Below are 23,464 nucleotides of genomic sequence, written 5' to 3'. Positions count from 1 at the left end.
CTTGTTAACTTTATCATAGCACGAGACCGGCTTCGGATCAACCTTGACAGTGAAATCGGGCTTATGATAGATTCCATTTGCAGTCTTTTTCCTAAATAATGGATAATTATTCCCAGTGGAGGAACCGATATACGAAGCCGGGCTTGCCGTCGGATTCCGGTCCGGTCTGCGCGAACTGGAGCAATGGCAAGGCTTCGACCGGACGTTTGAGCCGGCTTGCGACGACCGGACGCCGAACGGAGAGACGAGGGCTGGGCGGGCGCTGTCCTATTGATTGAAAGAACGATAAACCGTCACCAAGGACCGCAGCAAGCGCGGGGTCCGTCCCGGCCGGCGCGGGTCTGCACTCGTTCATGACCATGAGTCAAGGAGGAACGAACATGGAGCTTGACCATTTCAATACCGCGCACCGCCCGTGGCCGCTGCCCGAGCTGCCGTGGATCATGAAGCAGACTTGGCGCAATCTTTTGTTTGCCCATTGGCCCGTTCCGGCGGATGAGCTTCGCGCTTGCGTGCCGAAGGAGCTGCCGCTGGATACCTGCGAGGGCAGCGCGTGGCTGGCTGTCGTTCCCTTCCGGATGACGGATATCCGGCTGCGCGGCCTGCCGCCGATTCCGGGAACGAGCCGCTTTCCGGAGCTTAACGTCAGAACTTACGTCACGCTTCATGACAAGCCCGGCGTCTACTTTTTCAGCCTGGATGCGGCGCATACGCTTGCCGTCAAGCTGGCCAGATGGCTCTGCCGTCTTCCGTACTACCGGGCCGATATGGGCGTAACCGTGCAGAACGAGACCGTGTTTTACCGGAGCGAACGCCGGCAGGCGGGCGCCGCCTTTTCCGCGCGTTACAAGCCCGTGTCGGCGCCGTATACGGCCAAGCCGGGAACGCTGGAGCATTGGCTGACCGAACGTTACTGCTTGTATACCTTGAACGGGCACGGGGATGTGATGCGCTGCGATATCCATCATCGGCCCTGGCCGCTGCAGAAGGCGGAAGCCGAGCTTTACGAGAATAACATGCTGACGGGCAACGGCCTTCCGTTCGAGCCGGACGTTCCTCCGCTTCTTCATTATGCGGAAGCTTTGGAAGTGCGCATATGGCCGCTCCTGAAGGCCGCTGACCGGATGTCTTAGCCCTCGTCCTTCGAGACGAATCCTCATAGCTCGGCGAGCGGCCGAACGTTTCTTCCCGAAGCGCCGGCTTTCTTTTTTTGTTCTTTTCAAAAAAGCAAGCTCGGAAAACGAAAAAAAAGACGCATATTTTGCCAATATCCTGAATGTTTCGTGTCTTTTCGGTGTATAATGGAATTATATGAACCTATTATAGTAAACTATATGCATATAGCTTTACGCGAGGTAAGCCAAGGAGGAAAACGGTTATGGATCAAATTTCATCTCTGTCGGAGCTGCTGGCGGAGCAGAAAGCGTCATCGTATATCGAAATCCCGGGAGCGATGTCCCGGACGTTCGGACAGACGACGCTTTCGACCACGCTTCCGATGAGCAAGCTGTTCGCCATCTACGAAGTGGATCTGGAAGTTCAGCGCTCCATCGTTCCGCAAAACTTGTCCAAGATGATGGACTATATCATGCTCTATCTGGATCACGGACAAGGCATTTATTTTCCGGGTATCATCCTCTCGGCCCGTGGCGCGGGAGATTATGATGCGCAGGCGCAGGTCTACCGTTTGCAGGCGATCGAGAAGCTGTACGTCGTGGACGGCCAGCACCGGCTTGCCGCTTTCCGCCGCCTGATGGAAACGCTGCAGGGCGCGATGGCCCGGGCGAAGGACCGCCGGGAGTACGACCGCATGGAGGAAATCAGCGCGAAGCTGAGCAAGCTGTACGCGTTCCCGATGTCCACCATGATCTATCTGGACATCAACGCGCGCCAGGAGCGGCAGCTGTTCTCCGACATCAACAAGCTTCCGCGCAAAATCGGCGGCAATCTGGCCGTTCTCCGCGAGCAGCGCCGGTTCTATCACGTGCTGGCCTCCAGGCTGGTGGAAGATGCGCCCGTGATGAAGCATCTGCCTGTCGACATGTTTACGGAGCGGGGCAAAGGGCCGGAGTATTTGTTCTCCTACCACCTGCTGATCGAGATTTTGATCGGCTTGTTCGAAGGACGGCTCAAGTCGGCGGCGCGCAACAACGGCTACTATTTTGAGGAAAAAGAGATCGAAGAGCATTTGAAGCTGGCGTCGCTCTATTTCGAAAGCCTGCTCAAGTATTTGCCGGAGCCGGAAAAGGGCGAGCTGTGCTGGACGGAAAACCTGCAGATCGCGCTGGCGATGTTCTTCCACGACGAAGTGACGAAAACCGGCACGTTCAACAAATACGCGCTCGATTACGCGCTCAAAATTTTGCCCCATATCGACTGGAGCGCCATTTACACCGGGGATGAAAAAGACCGCTTGCCAAGGCGCTCGCGCATCGTAAAAGCGTATCAGTTCATCAAAGATTTTTACGTGGAGCACCATATGTTCCTGATCCGCGACGATTCGCCGGGGCAGCAAGCTTTTTCGGGAGAAAGCTCTAAGGAGGACGTCGGTTAATGGACGGTTTAAATTTGCAAATGACCATACATCCGTTTTGCGATCGCTTCGGACTCGCAACGGTAGCGATACAAGTGCAGGATCTGCTGAACTACACCACCATCGATCCGATGGTGCAGCGGAAGCTGAGCGGGGGACAACGCCGCAAAATATCCAACTACTTGCAGGAGCGCGAGCTCGACCGCGTCTTTTTCGGTCCGGTCACCTTAAGCTTGCGCGACGTAAGCAGCCTGGCCAAGGTGCAGAACGGCCTGTACCTGCGTCCCGGCTCCAAGCTGAGCATTCTGGACGGCCAGCACCGCATTCTCGCCCTTGGCTACGTGAACGAGCAGATGCTCAAAGAAGCGCGCAGCCTGGAGAAGAAAGTCGCCGCCATGAAAATCAAGCACCGGAAAGCGCCGGACAATGCGGAAATCGCAAGCGAGCTGGAGCAGTTGGAAGGCCAGGTCGAGCAGCTGGAACGCCGCCGTCTGGAGCTGATGGAAAGCGAGCTGGCGGTGCAAATCTACATCGGGCTCAGCGAGGAAGAGGAGAAGCAGCTGTTCGGGGACATCAACTCCAAGGTTCAGCTCGTCAGCAAAGAGCTCGGCCATTCGTTCGACTCGATCGATCCGCTCAACGTCGTCATTCAGCAGGTGGTAGACCATAACGTCTTCCTGAAATCGGCTGGCGTGGAGCGCAGGGCCAACCTGACCGCTTACAATAAAAACTTCACGTCGTTCAGCTGGATGTACTCGACGGCGACGATGCTGTTCACCGGCAAAATGCAGCCGTCCTACGAGCTGGCGCGCCGGATCAAGCAGGATCCGTCCACATACATCGAGATCTTGCACCAGTTTTACAGCACGCTGATTCCTCTCATGCCGGAGCAGCCGGGGTTGCCGCAGTACACTTCGTCGTCTCGCGCCATGCAGGAAAGCGTCGCGCTGTATGCACACCGTCATTTGTTCACGGACGGCAAGTATACGAAAAACTGGACCAACTGCCTGAACATCTTCGAAGGCTTCGATTGGACGCACGAGAACGAGCAGTTGATCGAGCGCTTCGGGGTGCTGGATAACGGGAAGCTGAACCTGATTCACGAAAAATCGCTGCGCAAGCACGGCAAGCTCGTTCAGCTGTTTCAGGAGCTGCACGGCGATCCGGTCGAGGAAGGCGAAGCGTCGGCTTAAGGCTTAGGGCAGTTGGAAGAGGCAATATAAAATTAGGCGTCCCTGCAAGCGGGGCGCCTTTTTGATATGTTCTTTGATAGGCCCGAGGGACGTGTAACCATTCGCAGAGGACACAACTGGGAGTTTGGCCCGTTCCGTACGAGATGCCATTCCGCGCTGGGGCAGGTTAGCCGGGCATCCGCGCAAGCACCATGCCATCGCTCTTGGCTATCCGGCGGCTGGTCCTCCGGCGCTTCGTCGTTGGCACCTGGAGGCGGTGCGCGGCGCATGACCAGCGTCTCCCATAGGCCATCAGCTCCCGACCGCGCCCCTAGCCCCGCCTCTTAGCCTTATCCGATTAGATCGCGCTCAGCTTGTTCACGATCAGCACCGCCGCCCCGGTGGCGAGCGCCTCTTCGCCAAGCGCGCCTTGGCTGAACACAACTTGATATTTGGGATAATAATATGTTCTTTGAATGGCGACGCGCGTCGCGGTATGGAAGAAGCCGGTATGGCCGCCGATCAAGGCGCCGCCCAGAATAACCTTCTCCGGATGCAAAATGTTAAGCAGGTTCGACAGCCCGATGCCGAAATAAGTGGCGGCCTGGGTAAACAGCTCGACCGTCAGCGGGTCGCCGGCCTGCAGCGCCTGCTGGAGATGGGCGAAGCCGATCTTTTCCGGGTCGGGTTCCAGCCGGAGCAGCAGACTGTCCCGCCCTTGCTTGAGCCGGGCTTGCGCTTGCTGCTCCAGCGCATGAATGGAAGCGTACGATTCGAGCGCGCCGAAGTTGCCTTGATTCCATAAACGGTGGCCATCCGTCTGGATGATCATTTGGCCGATCGACCCTTCCATATCCACCGCTCCGTAGACGACCTGCCCGTTCGTCATCATGGCCGAACGCAAGCCGACGCCGACGTGCACATACAGCAAATGACGGTAGTCGCGCTCCCGGTCCGACCACGATTCGCCGATGAGCGCCGTATTCGCTCCGTTATCGAGCAGAACCGGAAAGCCGAGACGGCTCTCCAGGAAGCTGGTGAGGCTGACATTTTTCCAGCCGGCGGCGGGGAAATGAAGCGGCTCCAGCAGCATGCCGGAAGCCCGGTCCAGCGGTCCGACGGCCCCGATGCCCATCCCGAGCACCTTGTCGGTCGGAAGAGAGCGGCGATTCAGCATGGCGCGGACCTCGGCCACAATCTCTTCCAGCAGCACCTTGGGGGTGACGTCCTCCGTCATGACCCAGCGCTTGCTGTCCAGCTTGTTCAGCTGTAGGTCGAACAAAATAAGCTTGGAATACATCCGCGATATATCCAGTCCGAACACATAGGCATAATCGGGATTCACCGTATACAATATCGGCCTGCGCCCTCCGGTTGATTCGCCGAAGCCGGCCTCCGCAATAACCCCTTGGGCCGTTAGTTCCTCCAGCGTCCGGGTTAAGGTACTGCCCGTCAGCCCGCTTTTCTCCAGCAGATCGATCTTGGAGACCGTCCCCTGCTTGCGGATCTGCTCGAAAATTTCTTTATGCTTGCGCCCGGCAATGCGGTGTTCAATGGCGGTTGTCATCTTTTTCCTCCTTTTACAGAAGGGGGTCTTTGGTTTTTCAAGCGTTAATTATACTACAGTCCCCGGCGGCCCGCTATCCTTCCTTGAGGAAAACGTAGTCCGCTCCCGGCGCTGACGGCATCTTCGAACAAAAGCGTGCGTTCAGGCGGGACCTTCTGGTAAAATAGGGCTTAGTTTGTCCAGGAAAGCTGGGATAGAAGGGACGAAAGCGAAATGACCGAATGGTTCGAAAAGAGCTTTGGACGGGATTACCTGCTCGTCTATAAGCATCGCGATATGCAGGGCGCTTATGAGGAAGTGCGCCGGATGATGGAGTGGCTGGAGCTGCCCGAGGGAGCGGAGGTGCTCGACCTGTGCTGTGGCATGGGACGGCACTCGATGGCGCTGAACGGATTCGGCTTTCGGGTCACCGGAGTGGACTTGTCGGAGGTGCTGCTTGCGGAAGCGAGAAAGCTGGATACCGCAGGCGAAGTGCGCTGGATCCATGGGGATATGCGCAACGTCCCGATCACCGATCAGTTCGATGCGATCGTTAACTTGTTTACGTCGTTCGGCTATTTCGCCGGCGATCGGGACAACGAGCAGGTGCTGCGGGAAATGTACCGTCTGCTTGCGCCTGGCGGGAGGTTCATTATCGATTATTTGAATCCGGCCTATGTGGCGGCGCATCTGGTGCCGCATTCGGTTAGAACCGTCGAAGGAATCCATATCGATGAGAAACGCCGGATCGAGGACGGCTTCGTGCGCAAAACGATCGTGCTGCAGGACGGAAGCGGATCGGGCGAGCGGGTTTACGAGGAGCAAGTGAAGCTGATCGAACGGGAGCGTTTCCTGGAAATGCTGGAGCTGGCAGGGCTGAAAATCGACGCCATTTACGGCGATTACGACGCATCGCTTTACGAGCCTGACCAATCGAAGCGAATGATCTTTGTCGGCAGGAGGGACGTGTAATATGGACGGATCGCCTTCAAGCCGCCAAGGGAGCGTGACGAAGCACGGCGACGTACTGCAGATCAAGGTGCCCCTGCCGTTTCCGCTGCGCTGGGTGAACAGCTATTTGCTGCCGGGGGAGAGCGGCTGGACGCTGATCGACCCGGGGCTTCGGACGGAGGCGGCCGAGGCGGCCTGGACGTCGGCGCTGGTGGAGCTGGGGCTCGGCTATTCCGATATCGACCGCATCGTGCTGACGCATCATCACCCGGACCACTACGGGTTGGCCGGGTGGTTTCAAGAGCGCACCGGCGCGCCTGTGCTGATGTCGCGGAGCGGGCTTGAACAAGCGCGCTTGCTCTGGGGGGACGGGCAGCCGATGACGCAGCGGATCATCGGGCTTTTCCGGCGGGAAGGGCTGCCGGAGGAGCTGGTGAAGCCGATGGAGGACCATATGGACGGCTTTGTCGCGTCCGTTTCGCCGCAGCCGGAGGTCACCGTGGTGGAAGCCGGGGAGCGTGTAAGGCTTGGCCGCGAGGACTACGAAGCGATTGAGACGCCCGGGCATGCCGCAGGGCATTTGTGCTTTTACCGCGCGGAGACGGCCGTCATGTTCTGCGGGGATCACGTGCTTCCGCAAATATCCCCGAACGTCAGCTACTTGCCCGGAGGGATCGACGAGAACCCGCTTGCCAGCTATTTGACCAGCCTGGAAGCGATTCGCGGCTACGAGGTGAGGCTCGCTTTTCCGGGTCACCGGGAGCCTTTCGGCTACCTGCAGCAGCGGGCGGACGAATTGATCGCCCATCATGCGGAGCGTCTGGAGGCGATGCGGTCGAAGCTTGCAGAGCCGGCAACGGCGTATCACGTATGCCGGGCGACCTTCGGGGAGCGGCTAAGCCTGCACCAGCTGCGCTTTGCGCTGTCGGAAACGCTCGCGCACCTGATCTGGCTTCGCGAAGCCGGCCAGCTGACTGAAAGCGTGCGTGAGGGACTCGTATTGTACCGGCAGGCTTAGTAGGACAAACCCAACGCCGGTTTCGACCGACCGGCTGCCATGCGGCATAGCTCCGTTTTTCGAACGGAGCCTGCCGCTTTTTGAGGTCGGCGGGCATGAGGAAGTAGGCTCTGGAATAAAAAGGGAGTCGTTGGGGAATAGTAGATGATCTGTAACGCGTTTTTTCGTTAAACGATTATCGGACTATTTTTTCAACTGGAGGCGGCTTCCTTTGAACCTAAAGCGAATTTTGATGATCCGGGCCATATCGCTGCCGCTCGCTGCGGCTTGTCTGCTGCCCGTGGCGGGGTGCGTCCGCTTGGCGGATGCGGGGCCAAGCGCATGGCAAGCGGAGGAAGCGCAGCTCGTTGCCGCAGGCATTGACGAAGGCCCCGGCGGCCTTCGCGTAACGACAGGCTACGGCCTGGCTGCGTCCGGCCGTCCGCTGCAGCCTTACTCGAACGCCGGTCCGCGGCTGCAATCGTTCGTTTCGTTCCAAGCTGCGGCCTATCGGTGGGAGCGGCACCGGCCGCCGGAGCTTGTGGCGATCGGCGAAGCCTGGGCGCGTTCGCATGGCTTCCCGGCCTCGTGGACGAGGCAGATCCGGATGCTCGGCGTGAAGCAGGGCCGCAGACCGCTTGTGGCGGTGGTCGAAGGGACGGCCGAAAGGTTCGTCAGCAGCCCGGAGACGATGACAGGCGGCATTGCGCGGCTCCGGGAGGGAGGCTGGACCGCGGACCCGCTCCGCTACGCAGGAAGCGCGTACGAGGACGATGTGGTCCTGCCCTATTTGTCCGCAGGTCCGGCTGCGAAGGATAATAATTCCAGCCCATCGGGTGTTTCAACCCGGGCGCTTTTGTTTAAGAAACAGGAGCTTGTGGCCGAGTTGACCTCGTCCCAAAGCAATCTGCTTGCTTGCATGATAGGGGGCTACGGTCTGCCGAAGCTCGAATGGTCTTCGGCGGAGACGCCGTTTGCTACCGATTCCCCGCTGCTGCGTAATATTACTTGCCGGGCTGAAATTGCGAGCAACGGCGATTTGAAGCAGCCCCGGCTGAACCTTGTGATGCGGGTGGCGGCTTCGCCCGGCGGACCATCCGTTTCCGCCGATCATTGGGCATCGAACCTGCAGCGGCAGGGAACGGAATTGATCCGGTTGCTTCAAGGCTTGCGCTCCGATCCGCTGCGCTTGGGGGAGTCCGTGCGGCAGCAATATCCTGGCGTGTGGAACCAGGACCGCTGGCGAGACGCTCTCACCCGCGCACGAATCGATCTGCAGGTCAGGGTTACATTCGACGGAGGTGCTTGACGATGAAAACGAAAAAACACGCACAATGGATGAGAACGGCGGCGCTGCTGTCCGCACTGATTCTCACCGTGACGCTGACAGCTTGCAAGAAAGAGGCGGCCCAGCCGCCGAAAACCCCGGAGCCCGCTCCGACGGAGCAGACGACGCCGGGACAGACGACTCCACCCGGGCAAACGACCCCGCAGCCTGGCCAATCCGGGCAGACGCCGCCGGGTCAGACCGGTCAAGGCGGAGAGGCGGCCAAGCCGCCGGAGGAAGCGCCTATCAAAATCGGTCAACTTCAATACACCGAGATAGAGCGGACGAGTCTGGCCACTGCGGCCAAAAACGCCGGCGTTCCGACGTATTATTTGCCGGAGCGGGGAGCCTCGGACGATAAGATCGACCAGATGGCCACCAGCGCCAAGCTGCTGACGCTGAAATATTACAAGATGACGATCCTGGAGTCGCCGGAGGAGATCAAGCCGAGCGGCAAGGTGGAATCGAAGCAGGAGGTCAAGCTCCGCAACGGGACTGGCCAATGGGTCACGGTTGACGGGAAAAAGACCCTGTACTTGAAGCTGGACAAAACCTATATTGCTCTTAGCTCGGACAAGCTGTCCGAAGCGGACCTGCAAACCGTAGCCGAATCGCTGGCGACATTGAAATAAGCGGGAAAGCCTATGTATACCAGTTAACCGTAAAAACGGCGCTCTCTCCTCGGAGAAGCGCCGTTTTCCGTTACATCTGATTATCTTCCTTCTCTTTCTGCTTGCGGTGGGCGATGCGGCTGCTGGCGGAAGCCGCGATGGCGCCGACGATATCGTCGAGGAACGTATGCTTGTGCTCCCCGCTCTTATCGTTCAGCCGCCCGACCAGCCCCGGCTTGATTTTGTCAATATAGCCAAAGTTGGTGAGCCCGATGCTGCCGTATACATTGACAATGGACAGAGCCAGAATTTCGTCGCAGCCGTACAGCCCCTCGTCATTTTCGATCATCTCCTGAAGCGGAGACAGCAGCTTGCCCTCCTCGGCCAGCACGTCGAGCTGAATTCCCGTCAGAATGGCATTCTGCACTTCCCGTTTGCCGAGGACCTGCTCCACGCTTGCCCGGCATTCGTCCATTGTCAGGCTGGCGTAGTAGTCTTTTTGCAGAAAATACGTAAGCTCCGCTATATCTTCCATGGTGACGCCGCGCTTCGTCAGCCAAAAGGCCGAAGCTTCGGCAACCTGCTTGCTGTTCAAGCTGTAGCTCATAGAGGCCTCCTTAGAAATCCGAGAAAAACCGGAAATGGTTTTTGCCTTGCTGCTTCGATGCGTACATCGCCGTGTCGGCGCACTGCAGCAGCGTTTCGATATCCTGCCCGTCCTCGGGGTAGCAGGAAACGCCGATGCTGCCCGTAATGCTCATGGTTTGTCCGTTCAGCTCGAAAGGCTGGTTTAGCGTCTGCGCGATTCTGCGGACGATCTTGGCAATATCCTCCCGGTGCTCGAACTGCTGCAGCAGCACGACGAATTCGTCGCCGCCCATCCGGCAGACGGTATCCGGTTCCCGGATGGAATGCGAGAGACGGGAAGCGGCCATGGTCAGCAGCTCGTCGCCGGTGGCATGGCCGTATGTATCGTTAATGCGTTTGAAATCATCGAGGTCCAAGTAAATGACGGCCAGCTTATGGTGGTAGCGCTTCGCCATATGCAGCGATTGCGTAAAGCGGTCTTGAAACAGCCTGCGGTTCGGGAGCTGGGTCAACGGATCGTAGTAAGCCAGACGGGTCAGCCGTTCTTCCTGTTTTTTGAACGCTGTAATGTCTTTGGCTGCCAAGGCGGCCTGCCATCCCGAAGACTTGCATGCTAACGGATATCCTTGGCCTTCAAGCCATACGAGAGCTCCGTCCGGCAGCACGGCCCGAAACGTCATAGCGAACGGTTCGCGCTCTTGAACCAGCCGGCGGCATGCCTGCTGCAGCGGAGGGAGATCGGTTTCGTATACCCAGCGGAACAACGCCGAGCCGTAGTTGGGCTCCGGAGACAAGCCGACCGGCGAACCGGTTTCGTCGAAGACCCACAGCCAATCCGGAGATTGAAGCACAACGGCCCGATATAGGTCGTCAGGCACGAAATCGTGAAGACGGTTTTCCATGGAAAATCACCTCTTTTTGGAAAAACACATCTATATTATAGGCTTTTAGTACTGTATAAATCAAGGATACATCCGTCCAAAGTACCATAAATGCATTCGTCCTCCAAATCGGACAAATTGGTGTCATAAACTTGTCTGCCGCCCGTATACATAAAAGTAAAAACGGACAACACCCCAATACCAAGGAGGAACACGCAATGAAACAATACAAATGGATACGATGGGCCGCCGTTGTCGGAATGATCGTTCTGCTTACCTCCGGCTGCTCGCTTCCGGGAAAGAAGGAACAGTCTCAGCAAATCGATCCTCCGCCGGCCGGAGCCGACGCCATGGCCACAAGCGGCAAAGTGTCCCAGACCGTTGCCAATCCGATGCAGGTGACGATTTATGCCAAGGACGAAAAAGGGTTCGTCGCTCCGATTGCCGTTCAAGTCGAAAAGACCCAAGGCGCCGCCCGCAAGGCGCTTGAATACATGGTGGACGGCGGTCCGGTACAAGGACGTTTGCCGGCCGGATTTACAAGCCTCCTTCCCAAAGGTACCGAAATTAAAGGCATTAACATCGTGGAAGATCAAAAGCTGGCTATCGTTGATTTTTCCAAAATGTTTACGGATTATAACTTGCAGGACGAAAGAAAAATTATGGAAGCCGTCACCTGGACCTTGACGGGCTTTCCTTCGGTAGAGAAAGTGCAGCTTCGCGTCGAGGGCAAGCCTTTGAAAGAGATGCCGGTCGGCGGCACGCCGCTTGACGAAGCGCTGACCCGGGCGATCGGAATCAACGTGGAGAAGCCGGAAAGCGTAGAGTACGGTCAATCGACGCCGGTTACGCTGTATTTCTTGAATCAGAATCAGGAAAATTACAGCTATTACGTGCCCGTCACCCGGCTCGTTCCAAGGACGGACAACGTCGCGGAAGCGGTCATCCGGCAGCTCATTGCGGGACCGGATCAGAAGAAAGGCCTGGTGGCCGTCATGGCTCCGGGAGCCGAGCTGCTCAAAGTGGACAAAACGGACGACTTGATTACGGTCAATTTCTCGGACAAAATGCTCGGCCCGGATAAAAAAGCGCCGGCCGAGGCGTTGAAAGCGGTCGTTTTGTCGCTCACGGAAAATACGAACGCGGCCGCCAAGGTGCAAATTCTCGTGAACGGCGACGCCAAAGTAAGCGCAACCGACAATCAGAGCTACGCGAAGCCCGTATCCCGGCCTCAAACCGTGAATCAGCTGAAGCTGTAGCTGCGGCGCGATGCCGCATAAATAAACGCTCCTTCCTGTGCGGCCCGCTTTCGGAAGGAGCGCTTTTTCGTTTCCGCAGGCCCGTTTGGTTTTCGCAGGGCGCTCTGGTACAATGGGAACGTGAAAGCCAAAAGGAGGAAATGAGACTTAGATGAGAAGCGACGGAAGAAGAGTCGATCAGACGCGTTCTGTGAAAATTACGACCAATTACAATAAACACGCCGAAGGCTCGGTGCTGATCGAAGTGGGAGATACACGGGTCATCTGCACGGCGACGGTGGAGGAGCGGGTCCCGCCGTTTATGAAGGGGCAGGGCAAAGGATGGGTGACGGCCGAATACTCGATGCTGCCCCGGGCGACTTCGGTCCGTAATCAGCGCGAAGCGGCCAAAGGGAAGCTGGGCGGACGCACCATGGAAATCCAGCGGCTGATCGGACGGGCGCTGCGTTCCGTCGTCGATCTGGAAGCGCTGGGCGAACGTTCCATTACGCTGGACTGCGACGTGATCCAGGCGGACGGAGGCACCCGGACGACATCGATCACCGGCGCGTTCGTCGCCATGGCGATCGCGGTGGATAAAATCGTGCGGGAGCGGAATTTGAACCGGTTCCCGATCACCGATTTTCTCGGTTCCGTGAGCGTGGGCATCATTCAGGAGCAGCCGTGTCTGGACCTGAACTACGAAGAGGATTCCAAAGCGAAGGTCGATATGAACGTCGTGATGACAGGCCAAGGCAAATTTGTCGAGGTGCAGGGAACCGGCGAAGAAGCCCCGTTCTCCCGGCAAGAGCTTGACGCGCTGTTGGCGCTGGCCGAAACGGGGATCCAGGAGATGATCCGGGGACAAGCGCTGGCGCTCGGACCGATTGCCGAACGCATCAAGGGGGCATCCCATGCGGCTCGGAGCTGAAGTCGTCATCGCGACGACAAACGCCGGTAAGCTTAAGGAATTCGAGACGATGTTCCGGGAGAAAGGCATTGCGGTCAAAAGCCTGCTCGATTACCCGGAGATCCCGGATATCGTCGAAGACGGGGATACCTTTGCGGCGAACGCCTTGATCAAAGCCAGAGCGGTGGCCCGGCAGCTCGGCGTTCCTGCGGTGGCGGACGACTCCGGCTTGTGCGTGGACCGTCTGAACGGCGCGCCGGGGGTATACTCCGCCCGTTACGCGGGCGAGCCGAAGGACGATGCGGCGAATAACCGCAAGCTCGTCAGCGAGCTGGACAAGCTGGCGCCGCTGCCCCGGCCGGATCATGCGGCTCATCCCGAAGCGCTCAGCCCCGCACGTTTTGTCAGCGCCATTGCGCTCGTGGATGTGGAAGGAACGCCCCTTGCCGAAGTCGAAGGGACCTGCGAGGGCGTGATCATTCGCGAGCCGCGAGGCAGCGGGGGCTTCGGGTATGATCCGTTGTTTTACGTCCCGCAGCTCGGCCGGACGCTGGCGGAGCTGACGCTCGAAGAGAAAAATGCGATCAGCCATCGCGGTCAGGCGATCCGCAAATTGTGGAACTTCTTGGCATAAGCAACTGCTCTTACCGGATCGATACTTTGTAATGGCGCAGCCACGTGTCGACTTGAGCCAAATAAGCGAACAGCTGCGGCCCGGTCATCAGCTGGCCGAACCAAGGCAGCTGGAAGCGGCCTTCGTCGTCCTCGGCGAGGGTGCGGATTTTGGCCGTATCGATGAACGGAAGCAGAGGCGAGGACGGATCGCTTAAGATGTCCAGTACCCAGGAGCGGACGGCGGACAAATAGTTCGGATTGTGCGTTTTCGGATACGGGCTTTTCTTGCGGGCCAGCACGTCTTCGGGAAGAATGCCGCGGAGCGCTTTGCGCAATATGCCTTTCTCCCGGTCGCCGGCGGTTTTGACCTCCCACGGAATGTTCCACACGTATTCGACCAGCCGATGATCGCAGAACGGTACGCGCACTTCGAGGCCGACCGCCATGCTCATCCGGTCTTTGCGGTCGAGCAGCGTCGGCATAAAGCGGGTGATGTTCAAATAGGACATCTCCCGCATCCTGTTTTGCTGTCCGTTTTCGCCTGCCAGACGCGGCACTTCGGAAAGCGCTTGGCGGTAGCGGTCCTGCACATACTGGGCGGGCTTCACCCAATCGACGAATTCGGGAGACAGCAGGGCGATGCGTTCGGGGGTTGCCAGCGACCATGGGAACGTTCCGGCATTCAGCGCTTCCTCCCGGTGAAACCAAGGGTACCCGCCGAAAATTTCGTCGGCCGCCTCGCCGGATATCGCCACCGTGGCGCCTTTTTTAATTTCCCGGCAAAACAAATAAAGCGAACCGTCCACATCGGCCATTCCGGGCAAGTCCCTGGCCAGCACGACGGTTCGGAGCGCCTCGACCAGTTCCGGCGTATCGAATTCGATCGCATGATGCACGGTTTCGAGGTGTTCCGTCATCCGCCTGATCCAAGGCGTATCCGCATTCGGCTGAAAGGCGCTTGCTTGGAAATGCTTATCGTTGTCGACATAGTCGACCGAATAGGTGTGCAGGGCGCCGAGCCCTTGCTGCGCATAATATTGTGCGGCAAACGTCGTTAGAGCGCTGGAATCGAGCCCGCCGGACAGCAGCGTGCAGATCGGCACATCCGAAGCGAGCTGGCGGATCACCGTGTCCCGTAGCAGCTCGCGCACTTTGGCGGCCGTCGTCTCCACGTCGTCCTCGTGCGGCTTGCTTTCCAGCTTCCAGTAGGCGCGTACGCTTAGGCCGCGCGCATCCATGACCATGCAGTGACCCGGCTTCAGCTCCTGCATATTTTTATAGACGCCGTGGCCTGGCGTGCGCGCCGGACCGATGGCGAAAATTTCCGCCAGCCCTTCGCCGCTGATCTGAACCGTAAAGTCCGGATGCGCCAGGATGGCCTTCGGCTCCGAACCGAACAGCAGCCGGCCTTCCGAGTAGGAATAGAAAAGAGGCTTGACGCCCAGCCGGTCGCGGACGAGGAACAGCGACTGCTCCTCGTCGTCCCAGATGGCAAAGGCAAAAATGCCGTTGAGCCGGTCGACGCAGGCTCGGCCCCATTCGACGAACGAAACGAGCAGCACCTCGGTGTCGCAGGTGGTAGCGAACCGGTGGCCGCGCTGCTCCAGCTCTTTTTTTAATTCGGGCGCATTGTATAGCTCGCCGTTATAGACGATGGTTATTGTGTTATCCCCGACTTTCCGGGTCATGGGCTGGGCTCCGCCCGCCGGATCCATGACGCTCAGACGGCGGTGGCCGAGCGCGCAGCGGGGCGTGATCCAGCTGCCGGAGGCATCCGGACCGCGCGAGGCGAGCGTATCCGTCATCGTTTCGAGAACGGACGGATACTGGGTCAAATCTTTGTTCCAATCAATCCATCCCGTGATTCCACACATAGCTTTCATCCTCTCCGGTCTCCAGAATCTGTCGCTCCCATGAGGGGTTCAAAGATGACAGCAAGATGTTAAAGGTTATGCTTGGCGGGAGCGGATGATGTCTGTCCGGGCAAGCCGTGCCGCGGAAAACTTGATGAAAAAATGGACAAACGGACGAAGAAAAGTTACACTTAGCGTATAGGTGTATTTTTATAACGGCCTGCTTCTTGGAAACCGGGTGTATAGAAAGCGCCGGTTTTGTCTCACGCTATAGCTGGAGGAACGATGGGCAGGAAGACAATTGATCAACAGGTAAAGGTGGTTCATCATTAATGAAAAGAACGTTCTCAGAACAGCAGAAAGAATACAAGGAAGCCAAAGAAAACTTCGAGAAGGCTAATAAAGAATTCGAGCAAAAGCTCGCTACGACGAAAAAGCTCGGCAACGTCACTCCGGAAGTGATGGAGCAGCTTGTCGGCGATACGGGACTTCATATTGCATTGAACCGGCTCGGGGCGGCGGAAGCCGCGCTGCTGAAATGGTCGCACGAGATGATTCAGAACGAACGCGACTATTTGCAAAACAAAGAGCAGGTCGACCGCATGTACAGCTTCATCGATCAAAATCCGCATATTAAAGCGCAGCTTATCCAAGCCGCGATGAAGATGGAATAGATTTCAAGAAATGAAACGCTGAACAGCGTCCGCATAACGGGCAGCCCGGAGGCCGTGTTTATCACGCATCCGCGGCTGCTTTTTCATGTCCGCATAACGCGCGTCCGAATCCGGCATCCTAATTTAAGGGAACGGTGGAATGGACAGGCAGGCGGGGCGCGGCAGCAGATTTTGCTTTCGCTTCTTTTTTGGGGTACACTGGCATTCATAAAGAAGCTCAGCAAGAAAGGCGGTGTTTCATGAGCGGGCAGACCAATGACAATGTGATTCTTTTTCCGAAAACCGTCGAGTTTTATCAATTCGAACTGACCCGGCTCCTTGAAGCGGAACGCTACGGAGAAGCGATGAAGCTCCTCCGCTTTTTGCTTGCCTGCCAATCGGACGACGAACGGGCCCGGGAGGAATGGCGGTCCTTGCTCGACTGGCTGCAGGTCATGTTCCCGGATCTGGCCTTGGGTCAGGAAGGCGAAAGCGAGGAGCTCAGCGAAGCGGACCTGCTGCGGCAGCATTTGCACGCCAAGGGCGAACAAAATGGCGACTATGCGAAGCGGCTGCTGGCCAGCCTGCGGGAGCAGCGGGCCGTGGACAAGCAGCTGCTGGCTTTGGATCAGCTCGCGTTTTTGGAAGACGAGACGATCGACGAAGAGCTGATCGGGTGGTTGAAGGAGGATGCCGGACGTCATCCGCTGATCCAGTTCAAGACGCTGCAGACGCTCAAGAAGCGGGGCGCGACCGGCAGCGTAACGCTGTACAAAAACGGCGAAGCGGCGGTCGTCGACATCGAGGATACGCCGGCGGCCTTCGATCAGTTTCCTTCGCAGATTCAAGAGATTATCAACCGCGTGCAAGAAATCAGCGAGACGCAGCATCCGGCGCTCTCGTATTTTGCATCGGAGACGTGGAACGAATTTTTGGCGTTTATTTACGGCACTTCCGCTTACCGGCAAATGCTGCGGCAGGACCCGGCCTGTGTGGACGTATGGGCGGCGGCGCTGCATTTAACCTTGCTCGAACAAGTATTTGAAGGCGGAGACAAAGAGGAGCTGTTCGAAATGTACGGAATTACGTCGGATCTGGTGTTCCAGTGGGAGCAGGCATACCGGATGATGCAGCAATTCGCCGCAAACGTATTCACCCGGAAATTATAAAATGGCGCCGCGGGACGATTTCCCGACCTTTCCGCGTTTGAAGCCTTGAAAACCGCATTTATTACGGTTATAATATAGTGGTTATATTGGCGGGCTTGTCCGGCTGTACTGCGGTTCCGCCAGAACGTGACAAAATTGCGATGGATAATTTTTGGAGGGGAAAGCATAAAATGAAAGCAAGCTGGGAAAAGATAGAGAAGAACGTAGCCGTTCTTGATATTGAAGTGGACGCGGACCAAGTAGCCGCCGCTCTGGACAAGGCATTCAAAAAAGTCGTGAACAAGGTTAACGTTCCGGGCTTCCGCAAGGGCAAAGTGCCCCGCGCTATTTTCGAAGCGAAATTCGGCGTGGAAAGCTTGTATCAAGACGCTCTCGATATCATCGTGCCTGACGCTTACATTGCAGCCGTTCAAGAGACGGGCATTCAGCCGGTGGACCGTCCGGAAGTGGACGTCGAGCAATTCGGCAAAGGCCAAGTTCTGAAATTCAAAGCTAAAGTTACCGTGAAGCCTGAAGTGGAGCTTGGCGAGTACAAAGGCATCGCGCTCGAAGCCCCTTCCGTCGAAGTAACGGCCGAAGAAGTGAACGAAGAGCTGGAAAAGCTGCAAAAGCGTCATGCGGAACTCGTTCCGGTAGAAGAAGGCGCAGCCGAGAACGGCGACATCGTCGTGATCGACTTCGAAGGCTTCGTAGACGGCGTTCCTTTCGAGGGCGGCAAAGCGGAGCGCTATTCGCTCGAGCTTGGCTCCGGCAGCTTTATCCCGGGCTTCGAAGAGCAAGTCGTCGGCTTGGAGAAAGACGGAGAGAAGGACATCACCGTAACGTTCCCGGAAAACTACCATGCGGAAGAGCTGAAAGGCAAAGAAGCTGTTTTCAAAATCAAGCTGCATGACATCAAACGCAAAAACCTGCCTGCGCTCGACGACGAGTTCGCTAAAGACGTGAGCGAGTTCGAGACGCTCGACGAGTACAAAGCGGATCTGGAGAAAAAGCTGAAAGAGCGCAAGCAAAACGAAGCCGATCGCAAGAAAGAAAACGATCTGGTAGAAAAAGCTTCCGAAGCTGCGCAAGTGGAAATTCCGGAAGTCATGATTAACGACGAAGCGGAGCAAATGGTGAAAGAATTCGAAAACCGTCTGCGCACGCAAGGCATGAACATCGACATGTACTACCAGTTCACCGGTCAAAGCGCCGACGACCTCAAAGGTCAAATGCGCGCCGACGCCGAGAAGCGCGTACGCAACAACCTCGTGCTTGAAGCGATCGCGAAAGCGGAAAACCTTGAAGCGACGGAAGAGGAAATCAACGCCGAGCTGGAGAACCTGGCCCAAATGTATGGCCGTTCCGTTGACGAAATCCGCAGCATTTTTGCTTCCAACGGCAACTTGGGATCGCTGCTGCAAGATATCGTCAACCGCAAAACCGTGAAATTCCTGGTTGACAACAGCAAAACGGCTTAATTCCGAATTTGTATAAACGCGAACATACATGCAAAGGCACGTGTACATCCATGCGTGCCTTTGTTTTACCTTAAACCGCGTTTGAAGCTTTCCTCGGAACAGGCACATAAGAAGTACATAAGCATAACATAATAAGCGTTACATATGAAGCAAACGAACAATGACATATGCGGTACATAATGAAATACATAAGCGGCAGTAAAGCGGTCCTGTCCGGCAAAACTTACGTTCGCGGCCAGCAACGTTTGTTCGTATCGGGCAGGAAATGACTTTAGTCTTTAAACGTGCTACAATGTTTTGAGTAAGGCTCGAAAATGTTTTGCATTTATGAAGTAAAGGGGTTGGGACGATGACTCTGGTACCTATGGTTGTGGAACAGGAAGGCCGCGGCGAACGCTCTTACGATATTTACTCGCGTTTGCTGAAGGATCGTATTATTTTTTTGGGCAGTGCGATCGACGACGACGTCGCCAACCTGGTTATTGCCCAGTTGCTTTTCTTGTCGGCGGTAGATCCCGAGAAAGATATTCATTTGTACATTAACTCCCCCGGCGGTTCGGTGACGGCCGGTATGGGTATATATGATACAATGCAATTCATCAAACCGGACGTTTCGACGATTTGCGTCGGCATGGCCGCAAGTATGGGGTCCCTGCTGCTCACGGCAGGCGCCAAGGGCAAGCGCTATGCGCTTCCGAACAGCGAAGTAATGATCCATCAGCCGCTGGGCGGTGTCCGCGGGCAGGCATCGGATATTAAAATTCATGCCGACTGGATTCTCAAAACGAAGCAGAAGCTAAACCAAATTTATGTGGAGCGTACGGGGCAGCCTTACGAAAGAATCGAACGCGACACGGACCGTGACAATTTCATGAGCGCCGAAGAAGCTAAAGCGTACGGCCTCATTGATGCGGTTATCACTCGCAGTGACTTGACTTAGAAAAGGAGTGATCCCATGTTTAAATTTAACGATGAAAAAGGCCAGCTCAAGTGCTCGTTCTGCGGCAAATCCCAAGAGCAGGTGCGCAAGCTGGTTGCCGGGCCCGGCGTTTATATATGCGACGAGTGCATCGAGCTTTGCACGGAAATCGTTGAGGAAGAATTGGGTCACGAGGAAGAGCTCGACCTGAAAGACGTACCGAAGCCGAAGGAAATCCGCGCAATTTTGGATTCCTACGTCATCGGGCAGGAACAGGCCAAAAAATCGCTGTCGGTTGCCGTATACAACCATTACAAACGGATCAACTCGCAGCAAAGCAAGCTCGAAGATGTCGAACTGCAAAAGTCGAACATCGTCCTTGTCGGCCCGACGGGCAGCGGGAAAACGCTGCTGGCCCAAACGCTGGCCAAAATTTTGAACGTCCCGTTTGCGATCGCCGACGCAACGTCTTTGACGGAAGCCGGCTACGTAGGGGAAGACGTCGAAAACATTTTGCTGAAGCTCATTCAAGCGGCCGATTACGACGTGGAAAAAGCCGAGCGCGGCATTATTTATATCGATGAAATCGATAAAGTGGCCCGCAAATCGGAAAATCCGTCCATCACCCGCGACGTTTCGGGCGAAGGCGTGCAGCAAGCGCTTCTGAAAATTTTGGAAGGCACGGTTGCATCCGTACCGCCTCAAGGCGGACGCAAGCACCCTCATCAGGAATTCATCCAAATCGATACGACGAACATCCTGTTTATTTGCGGCGGAGCGTTCGACGGACTGGAGCAGATCATTAAGCGCCGGATCGGCAAAAAAGTGATCGGCTTCGGCACGGACGGTCATAAAGCCGACCTGAAGCCGGGCGAATATTTGTCCCTCGTGCTTCCGGAGGACCTGCTGAAATTCGGTTTGATTCCGGAATTCGTGGGCCGTCTGCCGGTGATCTCGACACTGGAGCCGCTCGACGAAGCAGCGCTCGTACGCATTTTGACCGAGCCTAAAAACGCTCTTGTCAAGCAGTATCAAAAGATGCTGGAAATGGATAACGTGTCCCTTGAATTCGAACCGGAGGCGCTGGAGGAAATTGCGAAAGAAGCGATTAAGCGCAACACCGGAGCAAGGGGGCTTCGCGCCATTATCGAAGGCATTATGCTGGAAGTGATGTACGAGGCGCCATCCCGCACGGAGAGCTCCAAGTGCGTCGTGAACAAGGAAGCCGTACAAGCGAAGATCGCACCTCAGATCACCGCAGCGGACGGCCAGTCCATGAAGAAAAAAGAAGAAAGCGCCTAAGCGCCGGATATACAAAAAACTAAACGCCTCCAATCCGCAGGGACCGATGATTCGTCCCCCGGAGCGGAGGATGTTTGGCATCATGGGAGAGAAGAAAACACATGTTCCATAGAACGGAAACGGTTCCGGTTAAAGTCGGCAATCTAACCATCGGCGGCAGCAATGACGTGATCATCCAGAGCATGTGTACGACCAAAACGGCGGATGTAAAGGCGACGGTGGCCGAGATTCACCGGCTGGAGGAAGCGGGATGCCAGATCGTCCGCGTTACGGTCAACAATAAGGAAGCGGCAGAAGCGATCAAAGAGATCAAGAAACAGATCTCCATTCCGCTTGTGGCTGATATTCACTTTGATTACCGGCTCGCTTTGCAAGCCATTGAGAACGGGATTGACAAAGTAAGAATCAATCCGGGGAACATCGGCCGCCGCGAGAAGGTGGAAGCTGTCGTCAAGGCCTGCAAGGAGCGGGGGATTCCGATCCGGATCGGCGTCAACGCCGGTTCGCTGGAGAACCATTTGCTGGAGAAATACGGCTACCCGACGCCGGAAGCGATGGTCGAAAGCGCTCTGTATCATATCAGCATTCTCGAAGAGCTTGATTTTCGCGACATCATTGTCTCGCTAAAGGCATCCGACGTTCCGATGGCGATTGCCGCTTATACCAAAGCAGCCGCAGCGTTCCGCTATCCGCTTCACCTCGGTATTACGGAGGCGGGGACATTGTTCTCCGGCACCGTGAAGAGCGCGGCAGGCTTGGGCGCGCTGCTCAGCATGGGACTCGGCTCGACGATCCGGATTTCGCTCAGCGCGGACCCGGTGGAGGAAGTCAAGGTATGCCGCGAGCTGCTGAAATCGTTTGGGTTGATCACGAATGCTGCCACCTTGGTTTCTTGTCCGACTTGCGGCCGATTGGATATCGATCTGTTTTCTATCGCGAATGAGGTGGAAGAGTATATCTCCAAGCTGAAGGTGCCGATTAAAGTATCCGTACTCGGCTGCGCGGTAAACGGTCCGGGCGAAGCAAGGGAAGCGGATATCGGTATTGCCGGCGCCCGCGGCGAAGGCTTGTTGTTCCGTTACGGCGAGATGATCCGCAAAGTACCGGAAGCCGAGCTGCTGTCCGAGCTGAAGAAAGAAATCGATCATATCGTCGAACACTTCGAACGAACGGGCGAAATTCCCGGCCGAAAGCATCACACGGCAATTTAATAGGGCACAATAATAAAATACACCCGCACATGGCAGGGGAGGGAAGCGAGTTACGGCTTTCCCCCCGGCATTGGCGGGTGTATTTTATTGGTCTAAAGCTTGGCGTCGAAAAGAATCGGGAGCTCTTCCACACCGTAGACAAACGTGCTTCGGATCGGTTTAAACTCGAAGTGATCTGCAAAACGGATATTCGTTACCCGATTCATGATGATGCGAAGCGCTATTTTCGCTTCCAACCGGGCCAAAGGAGCTCCCAAGCAAAAATGATTGCCGAAGCCGAAGGACATGTGCGGATTGGGCGTCCGGTCCTCAATAAATTGATCTGGCTGATCGAATTTGCTTTCGTCCCGATTGGCCGACCCGATCCAGGGGATAATGAGCTCACCTTTCCGGATATCGGCGTGTCCGATTCGAACGTCTTTAGTCGCATAACGGCTTAGGGAAAGGACCGGCGGATAATACCGCAAAACTTCTTCGATGAAGCTTTCGATCAGAGCCGGATTATCCTGAAGTCTTGTCTGCAGTGCTGGAGCTTCCGCCATTCTCCGTACCGCATTCGTAATCAAATTGGTCGTCGTCTCGTTGCCGGCGGCAAGCAGCAAAATGCAAAACTCTACAATCTCCATATCGTTTAAACGTTCGCCGTTTACTTCGGCTTCCACCAATTTTGTGACCAAATCATCCTCCGGACGATTGCGGCGCTCCGCAATGACGTTCAGAAAATACTCGTCCAATTCGCGCCGGGTCTTCTCTCGCTCCAGATACAGGCGATGCATATCTTCTTTATTGCCGGACGCCGGCCCTTTGACAATCGAATCCGACCACTCCTTAAATAGCCGGCGGTCTTGCGCCGGAATCCCCAGCAGCTCGGCAATAACGATGACGGGCAGGGGAACAGCCAGATCGTGAACCAAATCCATCGTGCCGTCATGCGCAACCGCATTCAATAGTTCCTCGGCAATCGATGCAATGCGCGGACCTAATTCCTCGATCGATTTCGGGGTAAACGCTTTGCTGACGATGCCGCGCATCTGCATATGCTTAGGCGGGTCCATACCAATGATGCTTCCGAGCAGGACCGGACCTTTAATCGGTCTGACCGAAGAGAAGGTCGAGTGATCCTTGAGCACGTTGTACACATCTTCATAACCAAAAATATCCCAGCATTCCCTCTGGGGATCGTAACGTACGGGAGTGGACTCGCGGCACTGGCGAAAAAACGGAAACGGGTCGATTTGCGCTTCTTTTGCAGACAATTCCTTCACCGGTGCTATGGCTTTAGATAACTCTTTGACAGATTCCATCCGTCTCATCCTTCCCATAATAGACTCATCTCCCTAATCATTTGGGTGATATTACTATTATAGTGGATAAATTATTAAAATAGAATAATTTACTATTTATGCTTCTGAATGGACATCAGCTAAGATAAGGAATAGAAGAGTACCGCTATAAAAAACAGGCTGGAGTATAGAGGGAACTGACCCCCGTTTGTGAGACAGGGATCAAAAACACCTTGCAAGTTAAG

Annotated in this window: 22 protein-coding genes; 17 read left to right on the top strand and 5 right to left on the bottom strand. The window is 56.2% G+C overall.

The window, feature by feature from the left end; translation table 11 throughout:
• Positions 1-115 precede the first annotated feature (115 nt).
• The 4 genes from PEH01S_RS34535 to PEH01S_RS10035 all read left to right on the top strand — a co-directional run bounded on the left by PEH01S_RS34535 (position 116) and on the right by PEH01S_RS10035 (position 3,726).
• Positions 116-274, top strand: coding sequence for a hypothetical protein (locus PEH01S_RS34535; RefSeq protein ID WP_164827764.1), 159 nt, complete (start codon positions 116-118; stop codon positions 272-274).
• 106 nt (positions 275-380) lie between these two features.
• Positions 381-1,133, top strand: coding sequence for a YqjF family protein (locus PEH01S_RS10045; protein ID WP_127485198.1), 753 nt, complete (start codon positions 381-383; stop codon positions 1,131-1,133).
• A gap of 245 nt (positions 1,134-1,378) precedes the next feature.
• Complete coding sequence (locus PEH01S_RS10040; RefSeq protein ID WP_025849682.1) at positions 1,379-2,554, top strand: DNA sulfur modification protein DndB; 1,176 nt, start codon at positions 1,379-1,381, stop codon at positions 2,552-2,554.
• Positions 2,554-3,726 (top strand): DNA sulfur modification protein DndB, encoded by a 1,173-nt coding sequence (locus PEH01S_RS10035; protein ID WP_025849681.1) that lies wholly within the window; start codon positions 2,554-2,556, stop codon positions 3,724-3,726. Before PEH01S_RS10040 ends, PEH01S_RS10035 begins: the two co-directional genes overlap by 1 nt.
• Positions 3,727-4,063: 337 nt before the next feature.
• Here the strand turns inward: PEH01S_RS10035 and PEH01S_RS10030 are convergent, their stop codons facing one another.
• Positions 4,064-5,272, bottom strand: a complete 1,209-nt coding sequence (locus PEH01S_RS10030) for an ROK family transcriptional regulator (protein ID WP_127485196.1) — start codon at positions 5,270-5,272, stop codon at positions 4,064-4,066.
• Between the two features lie 213 nt (positions 5,273-5,485).
• Between PEH01S_RS10030 and PEH01S_RS10025 the strand changes: the two genes are divergently transcribed.
• The 4 genes from PEH01S_RS10025 to PEH01S_RS10010 all read left to right on the top strand — a co-directional run bounded on the left by PEH01S_RS10025 (position 5,486) and on the right by PEH01S_RS10010 (position 9,158).
• Positions 5,486-6,223, top strand: coding sequence for a class I SAM-dependent methyltransferase (locus tag PEH01S_RS10025; RefSeq protein ID WP_127485194.1), 738 nt, complete (start codon positions 5,486-5,488; stop codon positions 6,221-6,223).
• 1 nt (position 6,224) lies between these two features.
• Positions 6,225-7,220, top strand: coding sequence for an MBL fold metallo-hydrolase (locus PEH01S_RS10020; RefSeq protein WP_127485192.1), 996 nt, complete (start codon positions 6,225-6,227; stop codon positions 7,218-7,220).
• Between the two features lie 211 nt (positions 7,221-7,431).
• Positions 7,432-8,508: a Ger(x)C family spore germination C-terminal domain-containing protein gene (locus PEH01S_RS10015; protein WP_127485190.1), complete on the top strand. Its 1,077-nt coding sequence runs from the start codon at positions 7,432-7,434 to the stop codon at positions 8,506-8,508.
• Positions 8,509-8,510: 2 nt separating this feature from the next.
• Entirely contained in the window at positions 8,511-9,158 is a 648-nt protein-coding gene (locus tag PEH01S_RS10010; RefSeq protein ID WP_127485188.1) for a hypothetical protein, read from the top strand.
• A gap of 70 nt (positions 9,159-9,228) precedes the next feature.
• Here the strand turns inward: PEH01S_RS10010 and PEH01S_RS10005 are convergent, their stop codons facing one another.
• Entirely contained in the window at positions 9,229-9,744 is a 516-nt protein-coding gene (locus PEH01S_RS10005; protein WP_025849675.1) for a phosphatidylglycerophosphatase A family protein, read from the bottom strand.
• Positions 9,745-9,754: 10 nt separating this feature from the next.
• Positions 9,755-10,627: a sensor domain-containing diguanylate cyclase gene (locus tag PEH01S_RS10000; RefSeq protein WP_025849674.1), complete on the bottom strand. Its 873-nt coding sequence runs from the start codon at positions 10,625-10,627 to the stop codon at positions 9,755-9,757.
• 197 nt (positions 10,628-10,824) lie between these two features.
• Here PEH01S_RS10000 and PEH01S_RS09995 point away from each other — a divergent pair, with 197 nt between their 5' ends.
• The 3 genes from PEH01S_RS09995 (at position 10,825) to PEH01S_RS09985 (ending at position 13,388) form a co-directional block, all read left to right on the top strand.
• Positions 10,825-11,865 (top strand): GerMN domain-containing protein, encoded by a 1,041-nt coding sequence (locus tag PEH01S_RS09995; RefSeq protein WP_127485186.1) that lies wholly within the window; start codon positions 10,825-10,827, stop codon positions 11,863-11,865.
• A 151-nt stretch (positions 11,866-12,016) separates the two neighbouring features.
• On the top strand, positions 12,017-12,775 hold the full coding sequence (gene rph, locus PEH01S_RS09990) for a ribonuclease PH (RefSeq protein ID WP_127485183.1): 759 nt from the start codon (positions 12,017-12,019) through the stop codon (positions 12,773-12,775).
• Positions 12,759-13,388 (top strand): XTP/dITP diphosphatase, encoded by a 630-nt coding sequence (locus PEH01S_RS09985; RefSeq protein WP_127485181.1) that lies wholly within the window; start codon positions 12,759-12,761, stop codon positions 13,386-13,388. Before rph ends, PEH01S_RS09985 begins: the two co-directional genes overlap by 17 nt.
• Positions 13,389-13,398: 10 nt before the next feature.
• Here the strand turns inward: PEH01S_RS09985 and asnB are convergent, their stop codons facing one another.
• Complete coding sequence (asnB, locus tag PEH01S_RS09980; RefSeq protein ID WP_127485304.1) at positions 13,399-15,243, bottom strand: asparagine synthase (glutamine-hydrolyzing); 1,845 nt, start codon at positions 15,241-15,243, stop codon at positions 13,399-13,401.
• A 311-nt stretch (positions 15,244-15,554) separates the two neighbouring features.
• On the opposite strand from asnB, the gene PEH01S_RS09975 reads away from it, so the two are divergent.
• The 6 genes from PEH01S_RS09975 (at position 15,555) to ispG (ending at position 21,936) form a co-directional block, all read left to right on the top strand.
• Positions 15,555-15,896, top strand: a complete 342-nt coding sequence (locus tag PEH01S_RS09975) for a hypothetical protein (RefSeq protein ID WP_025849669.1) — start codon at positions 15,555-15,557, stop codon at positions 15,894-15,896.
• A gap of 239 nt (positions 15,897-16,135) precedes the next feature.
• Positions 16,136-17,044 (top strand): hypothetical protein, encoded by a 909-nt coding sequence (locus PEH01S_RS09970; protein WP_127485179.1) that lies wholly within the window; start codon positions 16,136-16,138, stop codon positions 17,042-17,044.
• A 170-nt stretch (positions 17,045-17,214) separates the two neighbouring features.
• The gene (gene tig / locus PEH01S_RS09965) at positions 17,215-18,504 is read left to right on the top strand and encodes a trigger factor (protein WP_025849667.1); all 1,290 of its coding nucleotides are present in this window, start codon (positions 17,215-17,217) and stop codon (positions 18,502-18,504) included.
• 349 nt (positions 18,505-18,853) lie between these two features.
• Entirely contained in the window at positions 18,854-19,444 is a 591-nt protein-coding gene (gene clpP / locus PEH01S_RS09960; protein WP_025849666.1) for an ATP-dependent Clp endopeptidase proteolytic subunit ClpP, read from the top strand.
• A 15-nt stretch (positions 19,445-19,459) separates the two neighbouring features.
• Positions 19,460-20,725: an ATP-dependent protease ATP-binding subunit ClpX gene (clpX, locus tag PEH01S_RS09955; RefSeq protein ID WP_025849665.1), complete on the top strand. Its 1,266-nt coding sequence runs from the start codon at positions 19,460-19,462 to the stop codon at positions 20,723-20,725.
• 101 nt (positions 20,726-20,826) lie between these two features.
• The gene (gene ispG, locus PEH01S_RS09950) at positions 20,827-21,936 is read left to right on the top strand and encodes a flavodoxin-dependent (E)-4-hydroxy-3-methylbut-2-enyl-diphosphate synthase (RefSeq protein ID WP_025849664.1); all 1,110 of its coding nucleotides are present in this window, start codon (positions 20,827-20,829) and stop codon (positions 21,934-21,936) included.
• 92 nt (positions 21,937-22,028) lie between these two features.
• Here ispG and PEH01S_RS09945 read toward each other — a convergent pair whose 3' ends face one another.
• Positions 22,029-23,240 (bottom strand): cytochrome P450, encoded by a 1,212-nt coding sequence (locus PEH01S_RS09945; protein WP_127485177.1) that lies wholly within the window; start codon positions 23,238-23,240, stop codon positions 22,029-22,031.
• Positions 23,241-23,464 lie beyond the last annotated feature (224 nt).

This window comes from Paenibacillus ehimensis NBRC 15659 (assembly GCF_004000785.1).
GTDB classification, from domain to species: Bacteria; Bacillota; Bacilli; order Paenibacillales; family NBRC-103111; genus Paenibacillus_G; species Paenibacillus_G ehimensis.
This window is presented reverse-complemented; position numbering and strand designations above follow the sequence as displayed.

Bases quoted from the DNA above. Each gene is read 5' to 3' on its own strand.
- PEH01S_RS10030 (WP_127485196.1), bottom strand. From the start codon at position 5,272: ATGACAACCGCCATTGAACACCGCATTGCCGGGCGCAAGCATAAAGAA.
- PEH01S_RS10045 (WP_127485198.1), top strand. From the start codon at position 381: ATGGAGCTTGACCATTTCAATACCGCGCACCGCCCGTGGCCGCTGCCC.
- PEH01S_RS10035 (WP_025849681.1), top strand. From the start codon at position 2,554: ATGGACGGTTTAAATTTGCAAATGACCATACATCCGTTTTGCGATCGC.
- PEH01S_RS10040 (WP_025849682.1), top strand. From the start codon at position 1,379: ATGGATCAAATTTCATCTCTGTCGGAGCTGCTGGCGGAGCAGAAAGCG.
- asnB (WP_127485304.1), bottom strand. From the start codon at position 15,243: ATGTGTGGAATCACGGGATGGATTGATTGGAACAAAGATTTGACCCAG.
- PEH01S_RS10020 (WP_127485192.1), top strand. From the start codon at position 6,225: ATGGACGGATCGCCTTCAAGCCGCCAAGGGAGCGTGACGAAGCACGGC.
- PEH01S_RS10005 (WP_025849675.1), bottom strand. From the start codon at position 9,744: ATGAGCTACAGCTTGAACAGCAAGCAGGTTGCCGAAGCTTCGGCCTTT.
- rph (WP_127485183.1), top strand. From the start codon at position 12,017: ATGAGAAGCGACGGAAGAAGAGTCGATCAGACGCGTTCTGTGAAAATT.
- PEH01S_RS09970 (WP_127485179.1), top strand. From the start codon at position 16,136: ATGAGCGGGCAGACCAATGACAATGTGATTCTTTTTCCGAAAACCGTC.
- clpP (WP_025849666.1), top strand. From the start codon at position 18,854: ATGACTCTGGTACCTATGGTTGTGGAACAGGAAGGCCGCGGCGAACGC.
- PEH01S_RS10025 (WP_127485194.1), top strand. From the start codon at position 5,486: ATGACCGAATGGTTCGAAAAGAGCTTTGGACGGGATTACCTGCTCGTC.
- ispG (WP_025849664.1), top strand. From the start codon at position 20,827: ATGTTCCATAGAACGGAAACGGTTCCGGTTAAAGTCGGCAATCTAACC.
- PEH01S_RS09945 (WP_127485177.1), bottom strand. From the start codon at position 23,240: ATGGAATCTGTCAAAGAGTTATCTAAAGCCATAGCACCGGTGAAGGAA.
- PEH01S_RS10000 (WP_025849674.1), bottom strand. From the start codon at position 10,627: ATGGAAAACCGTCTTCACGATTTCGTGCCTGACGACCTATATCGGGCC.
- PEH01S_RS09985 (WP_127485181.1), top strand. From the start codon at position 12,759: ATGCGGCTCGGAGCTGAAGTCGTCATCGCGACGACAAACGCCGGTAAG.
- PEH01S_RS09995 (WP_127485186.1), top strand. From the start codon at position 10,825: ATGAAACAATACAAATGGATACGATGGGCCGCCGTTGTCGGAATGATC.
- tig (WP_025849667.1), top strand. From the start codon at position 17,215: ATGAAAGCAAGCTGGGAAAAGATAGAGAAGAACGTAGCCGTTCTTGAT.
- PEH01S_RS09975 (WP_025849669.1), top strand. From the start codon at position 15,555: ATGAAAAGAACGTTCTCAGAACAGCAGAAAGAATACAAGGAAGCCAAA.
- PEH01S_RS10010 (WP_127485188.1), top strand. From the start codon at position 8,511: ATGAAAACGAAAAAACACGCACAATGGATGAGAACGGCGGCGCTGCTG.
- clpX (WP_025849665.1), top strand. From the start codon at position 19,460: ATGTTTAAATTTAACGATGAAAAAGGCCAGCTCAAGTGCTCGTTCTGC.